This is a genomic window from Pediococcus cellicola (assembly GCF_001438655.1).
Taxonomy (GTDB): domain Bacteria; phylum Bacillota; class Bacilli; order Lactobacillales; family Lactobacillaceae; genus Pediococcus; species Pediococcus cellicola.
Genome location: NZ_JQBR01000004.1, coordinates 182,558 through 194,194, shown reverse-complemented (window position 1 = coordinate 194,194; position 11,637 = coordinate 182,558). Strand labels below are relative to the sequence as shown.

8 protein-coding genes and 1 tRNA gene are annotated in these 11,637 nt (G+C 40.6%); 7 read left to right on the top strand and 2 right to left on the bottom strand.

The annotated features are described in order from the left end of the window. Positions 1–14: 14 nt before the first annotated feature. The 6 genes from nadE to IV80_RS05345 all read left to right on the top strand — a co-directional run bounded on the left by nadE (position 15) and on the right by IV80_RS05345 (position 7,224). Complete coding sequence (nadE, locus tag IV80_RS05370; RefSeq protein ID WP_057750654.1) at positions 15–836, top strand: ammonia-dependent NAD(+) synthetase; 822 nt, start codon at positions 15–17, stop codon at positions 834–836. 247 nt (positions 837–1,083) lie between these two features. After that, positions 1,084–3,747 carry a cation-translocating P-type ATPase gene (locus IV80_RS05365; RefSeq protein ID WP_057750653.1) on the top strand — a complete coding sequence of 888 codons (2,664 nt, stop codon included), beginning with the start codon at positions 1,084–1,086 and terminating at the stop codon, positions 3,745–3,747. Positions 3,748–3,770: 23 nt separating this feature from the next. Continuing rightward, on the top strand, positions 3,771–4,208 hold the full coding sequence (locus IV80_RS05360; protein WP_057750651.1) for a hypothetical protein: 438 nt from the start codon (positions 3,771–3,773) through the stop codon (positions 4,206–4,208). Between the two features lie 225 nt (positions 4,209–4,433). Beyond that, positions 4,434–6,608 (top strand): Tex family protein, encoded by a 2,175-nt coding sequence (locus tag IV80_RS05355; protein WP_057750648.1) that lies wholly within the window; start codon positions 4,434–4,436, stop codon positions 6,606–6,608. 4 nt (positions 6,609–6,612) lie between these two features. Then, a complete protein-coding gene (locus IV80_RS05350) occupies positions 6,613–7,080 on the top strand; it encodes a SprT family protein (protein WP_057750645.1) in 468 nt (155 codons plus the stop codon). Positions 7,081–7,138: 58 nt separating this feature from the next. Then, positions 7,139–7,224, top strand: a tRNA-Leu gene (locus tag IV80_RS05345). Positions 7,225–7,290: 66 nt separating this feature from the next. Here IV80_RS05345 and IV80_RS05340 read toward each other — a convergent pair. After that, complete coding sequence (locus IV80_RS05340; protein WP_236699576.1) at positions 7,291–8,079, bottom strand: D-alanyl-D-alanine carboxypeptidase family protein; 789 nt, start codon at positions 8,077–8,079, stop codon at positions 7,291–7,293. 20 nt (positions 8,080–8,099) lie between these two features. After that, positions 8,100–8,444, bottom strand: a complete 345-nt coding sequence (locus IV80_RS05335; protein WP_057750639.1) for a hypothetical protein — start codon at positions 8,442–8,444, stop codon at positions 8,100–8,102. Positions 8,445–8,669: 225 nt separating this feature from the next. On the opposite strand from IV80_RS05335, the gene IV80_RS05330 reads away from it, so the two are divergent. Continuing rightward, positions 8,670–11,600: a sigma-54-dependent transcriptional regulator gene (locus tag IV80_RS05330; RefSeq protein WP_057750637.1), complete on the top strand. Its 2,931-nt coding sequence runs from the start codon at positions 8,670–8,672 to the stop codon at positions 11,598–11,600. Positions 11,601–11,637 lie beyond the last annotated feature (37 nt).

Below are 11,637 nucleotides of genomic sequence, written 5' to 3'. Positions count from 1 at the left end.
AGAGGAAGATACGATTGAGACCTTTACAAAAAGAGATTATTGCAAATTTGAAAGTAGCGCCAGAAATTGACCCGGAGAAAGAAATTCGCCGAAGCATTGATTTTTTGAAGGCTTATTTACACAAAAATACTTTTATTAAAAGTTTAGTATTGGGGATTTCTGGTGGACAAGATTCCACTTTAGCTGGTAAGTTGGCTCAAATGGCAATCACTGAAATGCGTGAAGATACCGGTGATCGCAGTTACCAATTTATAGCTGTTCGATTACCCTATGGCGTTCAGGCGGATGAATCTGATGCCATGGCGGCCATCGAGTTCATTCAAGCAGATCAAGTAAAAAGAGTGGATATTAAACCAGCAGCGGATGCCATGGTGCAGGCACTGGAAGCAAATGATTTAAAGATTAGTGATTTTAATAAGGGAAATATCAAAGCACGGCAGCGAATGATTGCCCAATATGGAATTGCGGGTGCTATGTCAGGTATTGTCATTGGCACAGATCATGCAGCGGAAGCCGTGACTGGTTTTTACACTAAATTTGGTGATGGCGGGTCTGATGTGACACCAATTTGGCGTTTGGATAAACGGCAAGGCAAAGCGCTTTTGAATCACCTTGGGGCGCCTAAACATTTATATGAAAAAGTCCCAACAGCTGACCTTGAGGATAAGCGTCCTGCATTGCCGGATGAGGTGGCCTTGGGCGTTACGTACGATGATATCGATAACTATTTAGAAGGTCATGAAGTAGCCCCACAAGCAGCTGAAAAGATTGAAAATTGGTACGCAAAAACAGCACATAAGCGCCATTTGCCTTACAATGTGTATGACCATTTCTAAGCTGTATTTCGTAAAAGAGACGATAAAAGGTGCTTAATTGCTTGCTATTACGTTTGCTTATAGTTATAATAAATTAACAACAAAACATGAGGGAGTAACTAGCAGTTATTTCTGCGGTAACGTCATCAACAAGATTAAATCTGGTGTTGCCTGAAAAAGTGAGACTCGTGGATGTTCGCATTTTAGTGTGGGCATGCATGAGTCTCTTTTTTTAAGACATGTGTGCCAAAATATGAGGAGGAAAGTAATGAAAGAGACTAAGATTAATTATTACAATCAAAGCGTGTCAGAAGTTCTTAAGGGTCAAGAAAGTTCTCAAGATGGTTTATCCCATACACAGGTTGAAGAGAATCTGACGAAATATGGTCATAACCAATTGGAAACCAAAAAGAATACAACTTTGTTACAAAAGTTTATCGCCCAGTTTAAAGACTTAATGATCATTGTTTTGATTGTGGCAGCCGTCATCTCGGTTTTCGTGGGTGAAGGGGTTGACGCCATTATTATTTTGTTAGTGGTCGTTTTGAATGCTATTTTCGGTGTTTTTCAGGAAACAAAAGCTGAGGAAGCGATTGCGGCTTTAAAGGAATTATCGGCGCCACAAGCACATGTCAAACGTGATGGTAAAGTCGAAACAATTAAAAGTGAAGATGTAGTACCAGGTGATATTGTCTTATTAGAAGCAGGTGACATCATTCCTGCTGACTTGCGTTTGCTGGAATCGGCCGGATTAAAAGTCGAAGAAGCTGCTTTAACCGGTGAGTCCGTGCCTGTTGAAAAGCAAGTTAATGTCTTAACTGATACAAATTTGCCAATTGGCGATCAAAAAAATATGGCGTTTATGAATAGTAACGTCACATATGGGCGTGGAAGTGGCGTTGTGGTTGGCACGGGGATGAAGACCCAAGTTGGGCAAATTGCTAACATGATCAATAACGCGGAAGAGACAACGACACCACTTCAAAATAACTTGACTCAATTGAGTAAGGTTTTAACGGGCTTAATTTTAGTTATTGCGGCTATTGTATTCGTTGTGGGTATGGTACGTGGTAACGAGAGCTTGATTAACATGTTCTTGACCGCTATTTCGTTGGCAGTGGCTGCTATCCCAGAAGGATTACCTGCCATTGTGACTATTACTTTGGCTCTTGGAACCCAACGAATGGCCAAACGACATGCCATCATTCGAAAATTGCCAGCTGTGGAAACCTTAGGAGGCACGCAGATTATTGCTTCTGATAAAACGGGAACTTTGACCCAAAATAAAATGACGGTAGAAAAAGTTTTCGTGAATAATCAGTTGCATGATACTGCTGATGTGCAATTTAAAGACTATCCTTATAATCATTTATTTGAACTTATGGTACTGAATAATGACTCCAAGCAGACCGGTGAAGGCTTGATTGGGGACCCGACCGAAACAGCTTTGGTCCAGTTCAATTTGGATAAGGGCGAAGATGTTGACAAGCTTGTCCAGGCTGAAAAGCGGGTAGCTGAGGTTCCTTTTGATTCAGAGCGAAAATTAATGTCTACATTTAATGAATTACCTGATGGTCGTTATTTGCAAACAGTGAAAGGGGCTCCTGACGAACTATTACAGCGTGCTACCTTTTATGAATTTGAAAATGACGTTAAGCCAATGACCGATGAAGAGCGCAACCTGATTTTAAAAACCAATCATGATTTAGCGACGCAGGCTATCCGAGTACTTGGTTTTGCCTATCAAATTGTTGATGAAGTACCAACTACATTGACGTCAGAGGCAGTGGAACAAGAACTGACTTTTGCTGGGTTGATTGGGATGATTGATCCTGAACGACCAGAAGTGGCACAGGCCGTTGAAGAAGCAAAACAGGCTGGAATTAGACCGTTAATGATTACTGGTGATCATCGAGATACGGCCGCAGCAATTGCAAAACGGTTGGGAATCATTGAAGAGGGACAAGATGACGCAGTGATTTCTGGTACTGAGTTGGATGCTTTGGATGATGAGACATTTGCTAAGCAAGTCAAGCAATATTCTGTATATGCCCGTGTAGCACCAGAACATAAAGTTAGAATTGTAAGTGCTTGGCAAAAGCAAGGAAAAGTTGTGGCAATGACTGGTGACGGTGTAAATGATGCCCCATCTCTCAAGCAAGCTGATATTGGAATTGCAATGGGGATCACGGGTACCGAAGTTTCCAAAGGTGCCAGTGACATGATTTTAGCCGATGATAATTTTGCCACCATTGTGGTTGCGGTTGAAGAAGGGCGTAAAGTATTTGCCAATATTCAAAAAGCTATTCAATATTTATTGTCAGCTAACTTAGGGGAAGTCTTAACCCTGTTTGTTATGACGATGATGGGTTGGCAAATCTTGGCTCCGGTTCACATCTTATGGATTAATTTGGTCACAGATACTTTTCCTGCCATTGCGTTAGGCTTAGAGCCCGCAGAAAAAAATGTGATGAAGCAAAAGCCACGTGGACGCAAGAGTAATTTCTTGTCTGGTGGTGTGTCCACCAATGTGATCTATCAAGGTCTTTTAGAAGGTATAATTACTTTAGCTGTTTATGGCATTGCAATCTGGTTCCCAGTGCATGCTTCATATGCGCAGTCACATGCAGATGCTTTGACGATGGCTTTTGCTACGTTGGGACTTATTCAACTATTTCATGCCTTCAACTCTAAATCGATTCATGGCTCAATTTTCAGTGCAACCACTTTGAGAAATAAGTTCTTTAACTGGTCAATTGTGGTATCGTTTATACTGTTAGCAGCCACAATTGTCATTCCTGGGTTAAATGACATTTTCCACGTAAGTCATTTGGATCTTTATCAATGGGCAATTGTTGGTGGCGCATCGTTATCGATGATTGTAATCGTTGAAATTGTAAAATGGTTCCAACGTCGATTTGCGACCCGCTAATCATTAAGATTGGAGATTTAAAAATGCGTAAGAGTAATCCACAAGGTTATGCAAATTTATTAAGTCGTGTCATGGAATCCTCCGAAGAAATGGGCGAGCAAGTTGATCCCCATTTTCAGGATTTTAAGAAAGCTATTACTTTAAAAGGAATCGAATCCTTAGGGAACCGTGAGTTGCATGAAACGGTACTAGCCTTTAAAAAAGCGGTAGATTTGTATCAAAAAAATGCCGTCAGTTTAAAAAATGCTAAACCGCCCGTTCAGGTTTTGGGACGACACAAGCAATTAGTTGCCGCTTATCAAAAGTACGCGGCAGACTGCGCACTCATGTTACAAAGTGTTGATGAAGACAAACATAGTGTGAATGCGGATCAGTTTAGTAAAGCAGAACAAGCGCAAGATAAGGATATGGATTTGGTATCCAAATCCTTTGATCGCATTATGGCGCTATTGATGCGCTAATCTTAAAAACAGCTCGTTTTAATCATTTTAGTCACCTACCTGGAGACAGGGGGAAACTAGTTCGGTGATGAAGCGCGTTGTTTTTTTATTTGCCTAATTTGCAAAAAGACACGTCTTAAATCTTGGGGTGTTACAAAGAAGCGTGATACTTTTAAGATGAGTAAATATGCTATACTGAGAGGGATGTCTTGAAGAAAGTAACGTTTAGATTTGGAGTGGAATTTTTTGGAAGATCGCATTGTAAAGATTGTCGAAAAACAGTTGTCAGATTTACGGCCTAAACAGATTCATGCTGTGTTAGATCTTTTGGGTGAAGGAGATACGGTCCCTTTTATTGCCCGTTATCGAAAAGAACGTACCGGCAGTTTAGATGAAGTACAAATTCGTGATATTCAGAGCAGTTATAATAAAGCCGAAAGTTTAGAGAAGCGACGCGATGAAGTTTTAAAATTAATTTCGGAACAGGATAAACTGACGCCAGCTTTGGAAAAACAACTTAAAGCAGCTGATAAACTTCAAACTATTGAAGACTTGTATTTGCCATACAAACAAAAACGGCGTACCAAAGCAACTATTGCAAAGGAGAAGGGGTTAGAACCATTTGCTTATTGGTTATTAACTTTTCCACAGGATGGGCTGAAAGAAAAAGCGGCAGCATTTCTCAATCCTGAAAAAGAAGTTGCCTCAATCGAAGAAGTATTTTCCGGGGCCCATGAGATTTTAGCTGAAGCCTTTGGAGACAGCGCAGGATTTCGGGACTGGATTCGTAACCATACGAGAAAAAATGGGCGATTTGAGTCCAAAGTAAAAGCAAAAGGTGAACAGAAAGATGAACAAGGGGTTTATCAACTCTATTACGATTTTGATGAATCACTTGCGAATATGGTGTCACACCGGGTGTTAGCGATTAATCGTGGTGAAAAAGAAGGTGTGTTAAAGGCGCAGATCAAGGTCGACGATGCTGCAATTATGCGTTATTTGCATTTTCGTATTATTGGTAGCCATAATGGGCCAGCTGTATCGTATTTGGAAGCAGCCTATGAGGACGCCTATAAACGTTTTATTGGACCGGCAATTGAACGCGAATTACGTAATGAATTGAGTGACGAAGCAAATACGCAAGCAATTCATGTTTTTGGCGAAAACTTGTATCATTTATTAATGCAAGCGCCAATTAAAGGCAAAGTGGTATTAGGCTTTGATCCAGCCTATCGGACGGGCTGCAAGTTAGCCATAATGGATCCTAACGGGAAATTTTTAGCGAAAAAGGTTATTTATCCGCACAAACCAGCATCAGATGCCAAACGAAAAGCGGCAGCTGGTGAATTTAAGCGGTTCTTGGAAGACTATCATGTTGAAATGATTGCCATTGGAAATGGGACAGCCAGCCGAGAATCAGAAGAGTTTGTTTCTTCGGTTTTAAAAACAATTGATCGTAAAATTTATTATGTCATTGTTAATGAGGCAGGTGCTTCGGTATATTCTGCAAGTAAAGCAGCACGTGATGCTTTTCCAGAATTGCATGTTGAAGAACGCAGTGCCATCAGTATTGGTCGGCGGCTGCAGGATCCACTTGCGGAATTAATTAAAATTGATCCTAAAGCTGTCGGGGTTGGACAGTACCAGCATGATGTGCCTCAAAAGGAACTAACCTCTCAATTAGATACTGTGATCGAAACAGCGGTTAATCAGGTGGGTGTCAATTTAAATACGGCAAGTCCGCAGTTGTTGGCACATATATCTGGTTTAACCAAGACAACGGCTCAAAATATTGTCACCTGGCGCGATGAAAATGGGAGCTATGAGGCTCGAAACCAGCTAAAGAAAGTCCCACGTTTAGGACCGAAAGCATATGAACAATCAGTCGGTTTTTTGCGAATCGTTCAAGGAAAAAATGCACTTGATAATACGGATATTCATCCCGAAAGCTACAAAGCAGCTAAAAAATTATTGAAAAAAGTGGGCCTTTCAATCGATCAGATTGGCACGCAAAAAGCTGTCGAAACCTTTAAATCAATTGATCTAACTAAAACAGCCACCGAACTAGAGGTTGGATCAGAGACGTTAAAGGACATCATCGCTGGCTTGGAAAAGCCTGGCCGTGATTTACGTGATGAAATGCCGGCACCACTGCTAAGAAGCGATGTTTTGACATTAAAAGACCTAAAGCCTGGCATGAAATTACAAGGGACCGTCCGTAATGTGGTTGATTTTGGGGCCTTTGTGGATATCGGTGTCAAACAAGATGGGTTAGTGCACATTTCTAAACTGACTAAGAAGTATATCAAAAATCCTGGTGATGTCGTCTCGGTTGGTGACGTGGTTACGGTTTGGGTGGAAAGTATTGATTTGGATCGTCAACGTATTCAACTCACAATGCTGGATCCGGAAGAAAAATAAGGCGATGACAGATAATGAACTGCAAAAGCTAGTGACCGATATTTCGCTCACAACGTTCCACCAGCCGTTTAAACACCGAGCTTTTTTTAACAGCCGATTGAGAACAACGGGCGGCCGTTATCAGCTGCAAAGTCACGATATTGATATCAATCCACGTATGTTAACAGAACATGATATGACAACTTTAATTGGTGTTGTGAAACACGAACTGTGCCATTATCATCTTCATTTACACCATTTGGGTTATCAGCATCGAGATCGAGATTTTAAAAAATTACTGAGCCAAGTTGGTGGGTTACGTTACGCCCCGGCAGGCCCTAAAACGCGTCGAAAGAAAACAATTTTGACTTATCAATGTCAGGATTGTGGCTTAGTTTTTCAACGCCAACGCCACATTAATTTACAAAAATACCGATGTGGAAGATGCAGAGGAAAACTTCACCTTATTCAGGAAACCCATGGTGTTTTTTAAGAAAAAGGTTGTAACTATTACCGTTTTTTGCTAATATAGTTTAGGTAATAGTTTTGTTGCACCCATGGCGGAATTGGCAGACGCGCAAGATTAAGGATCTTGTCGGGAGTTTTCCCGGTGGAAGTTCGAATCTTCTTGGGTGCATAAAATAAGATAGACAAAAGGAGCTAGGAATAAAATCCTAGCTCCTTTTTCGTATGGTGCGTCAGTTTACCGTAAGCGATGGGTCTTATAAATGTGTGTCATTAATGCGGTAGTATCACTACTCATATCGTCATCATGAATGATGACAGTAATAAGCTTATGATAGCCTGGTTTACAACTCGAACCAACTAAGCAGTAGCCAGCTCGTGGAGTATAACCATTTTTAAGACCGTTGATGTGTAGCGACGCGACATTATATTTTCGTCCTGGGAGTGTGGTGTTCACATTGTGAATCCATTGTCCGTGGACCCTTGCGTGATTAATTTTAGTGGTGTTTGTCACTTCTGGATATTTGTAAACCAAGTTTCTTGCCACAACCGCTAAATCTTGTGCAGAAATTGTGTTCTGTGCGTAATATCCAGAACCGGGGTAACGATAGCCATACCGGCTTAAGTCACCATTGTCTAGGCCGCTCACTGAAATTATATAGTTGCCACGAAGTCCCCAACTGCTGAGTTGTGTCCGCATTTTACGAATTTGCTTGGCATTGCTTCCAGCTACCCAGCGCCCTAAGGCAATTGTGGCGGCATTTGAAGAATCAATTAAAGCTGCCTGATACAGTTTCCGTACGGTGTATTTTACGTGATGTTTAAGGACAAAACCACCGCAAGCTTGACTTTGAGACATTTGATACAATCCCGTGCCCGAAGTATTAACAATGGAATTCCAGGTGTATTTCGCCGTGTGAACCTTTTGTAAAACGTTATAGATCGTTAATAACTTGATGCATGAAGCAACTGGCACCTTTGCTGTGGCATTTTTAGTGTATAAAAGATGCCCTGTCTTGACATCAATAGCGGCCGCGTGAGTGGCTTTTATCCAAAAAGGGGCTGCTCCTTTTTGCAGGTAGTGTCGCCATACCCAACCGGCATATTTTTGTTGCCACTTTTAACATAATAGTAGACGGCATTTTTTCCGTGATAACGCAACGTTTCTTGATAGGTGACATGCCAGGTCGTGTGGGGATGTTTTCTAAGATAGAATAATCGCTTAGAATGTGTTCGATTATAAACAGCGCCTGTATTTTTAGCATTGTGGAAAGTTTGTGAACGGACTTTGGTTACAGAAATGCGCTTATAAGTCGATTTTGCGTTTGCCGTTGTCGTTGAAACAACACACAAACAAAGAATAGTTAAAGTTAAAAGAACTTTGCGAAACATAGGTAAGCTTCTCCCTTAATAATAGATTTTATAATTTTAGTTAACCGTCTAAAACTGTATTTTAGGCGTGATTTGTTCGAATGACAAATTCACATAATTTGGCCACATCACGAATTACTTTTTTAAAACGATTGCATCAATTCTGTATAAATGAGTAGTGTATGTTAAACTGATACTGTATTTAAGTGTATCAACACAGTATCAGTAAAATTGGAGACTGGTAAAATGAGAAGAAAAGAACGTATTCATCAGTTTGTGCTAGAAAAAACACAGACGAGTACAGTGACTGAATTGACCACTGGAAAGGCGCTGACCACTGAAGAAGTCGCTAACGCCTTAGATTTAATTCGGTCAAATGTTAGTAAGGAATTAAACCAATTAGTGCGTGAAAAAAAGCTGAGTAAAATACCCGGTCGCCCAGTGCGATACTGCCGATTAATTGATGCCGGAACAGACCAGGAAAAAGAAGTAGACTTTTCTCCTCTTGTGGCGGGAAAAAGACGCATTCATAGTGGCTTGGAAAAGCCCAGTCGTGTCTCGCTAAGTGAAACGTCGAACGAAATAAGCGACGTTTTTGAGCATATGATCGGCAATAGTTCTAGTATGCACAACCAAATTGAACAGGCTAAGGCCGCCATTTTATATCCACCACGTGGTTTAAATACGCTCGTGATTGGACCGACTGGTTCGGGGAAAACCTATTTTGCCAATGCCATGTTTCAGTTTGCTAAAAATCAAAATCTGATCAAAAAAACCGATGAACTTGTGACCTTTAATTGCGCTGACTATTCCCATAATCCAGAATTACTGATGTCACATCTATTTGGTTATGTCAAAGGAGCCTTTACTGGCGCTAATGAAGATAAAGACGGTCTGATTCAAGAGGCCAATAATGGCATGCTTTTTTTGGATGAAGTCCATCGATTGCCCCCGGAAGGTCAAGAAATGATCTTTTATTTCATGGATCATGGGACATACAGTAAATTGGGTGAAACGTCAAAAATTCACCATGCCAATGTTCGTTTGGTATGTGCTACCACCGAGGATCCGGAAAGTTCTTTGCTCAAGACTTTTGTACGGCGCATTCCTATTACGATTCAGTTACCGGCGTTTAATAAACGAAGTCCTAAAGAGCGGATCGAACTGCTAAAGGCGTTGTTAAGCATTGAAGCGAAACGAACCCATAAACAAATTACGTTGACTGAAGACGTGGTTCAGTCCTTATTAGGCAGTGTGACTTATGGCAACGTAGGACAATTAAAATCAAATATTCAGCTAGTATGTGCCCGAGGGTTTTTGAATAATATTGAAAACAAGGGCGAAATTATGATTACAGTGGATGACTTGCCGGCCAATATTAAAGACGGACTGGTTAATTTGGCATCTAATCGAAGGGATTCGGGAGACATTTCCAAATTGTTGGAACCCTATATGACCATTCGACCGGATTCTGATAATCATGTTTTACCAAATCGTAATGATAGTTATGAGTTGCCATATAATCTTTACGAAATCATTGGGGATAAAGCCACCTTGCTGCGCCAACAAGGTCTAGATCAAGAACACATTAATCATTTTATTACCACGGATATTAATTTACATTTGAAGACCTTTACGCCCGATGAAAATGAAGGACGTTCGGAAACAAAATTGGCTGAGATTGTAGACCAAGATATTATTGATTTTACAAAGGCTATTCAAACTAAGATTGAGCAAGAATTAGAGTATCATTTTCGGGATAACTTTTTATACGCAATGAGTTTGCATATCAGTTCATTTATCAAACGGATCCAGTCTGGAAAACCAATGCGGACGATGAGCCGTGACTTGGTGGCCATGGTGGATGAGTATCCACATGAAATGCAAATTGCTCAGAAAATAAAGTCAAAACTAGAAAATCGCTATAACGTACCTATTCCAGAATCCGAGAGTTATTATTTAGCAATTTTGTTGGTTTCTTTAAAAGACGCGCCAACATCTGGAAAAGTGGGTATTGTGGTTGCCGCTCATGGTAGCAGTACAGCAACCTCAATGGTACAAGTTGTCTCTCAACTGTTATCTGACAACACCATTCAGTCCTTTGATATGCCTCTAGACATGGAACCAAAAGTGGCCTATAAAGAAATTGAAAACTGTGTGAAACGAGCAGACGAAGGTAACGGTGTGTTACTTCTTGTGGATATGGGATCTTTAAGTACATTTGGACATAAAATTACGGATGAAACCCATATTCCGGTGAAAACCATCGATATGGTCACAACCGCTATGGTTTTAGAAGCCGCTAGAAAAGCCTCTTTTATTGATACCGATTTGGCTGCCATTTATTCTGAGTTACGTGAATTTCGCGGTTATTCTCGAATCAATGCTACGGAATCTAATGAAGCCGAGTCCGCGGCCGTTAAGCAGATGGATGGTGTTCCAGAAGTGGCGCGTCCCAAAGCCATTATTGCGATTTGTTCAACTGGTGAGGGGACGGCTAAAAAAATCAAGCACGTTTTGGATCAACTTTTAGTCGAAAACTTAATTGATGACATTAAGGTCATCCCAATTTCCTTAGTGGGAATGGCACATCATTTGGAACAAATTCAACAAAAGTACCAAATTATTGCAACGACAGGGGTCACTCATCCAAAGATTCAGGTGCCTTTTATGCCGTTACAAAAGGTTTTACAGGGTGGCGGTGAAAGCTTTATCCATAAAGTCATTGAAAGAGACTCGTTGAGCGTCTTGGATGACCATCAGGATTTAAAGTTAACTAAAGAACTGTGTTGGCAGTATCTGGATGAATTTTATACATTTATTAATCCACACAAAATTACAGATGTGTTGTGGCAATACATTGATGAGTTACAAAATGATACACAAACCAAGTTTACAGGGTCCTTCAAAGTGAACTTAATTATGCATATCGCAGGTGCCATTGAGCGCACATTGACGCATGGTGAAATATCAGCTCCTCAAGAAGAACTGAAGAAAATTAAGCAATCAAATTGGTACAAACCGGTTTTGGCAGCCAATGAAACGTATTTGAGAAAGATTCGTATTACTTTGGCACATGCCGAAACGTATTATGTTGTAAAACTGTTAGAAACTTGGCAACTGAAGAGTGTGACTAAAACAAGCGAGTCAAAGTCGGTTATGGGCCAAAATAATTAAATATTGACAAAATGACACACAAAAGCTGATACACTAT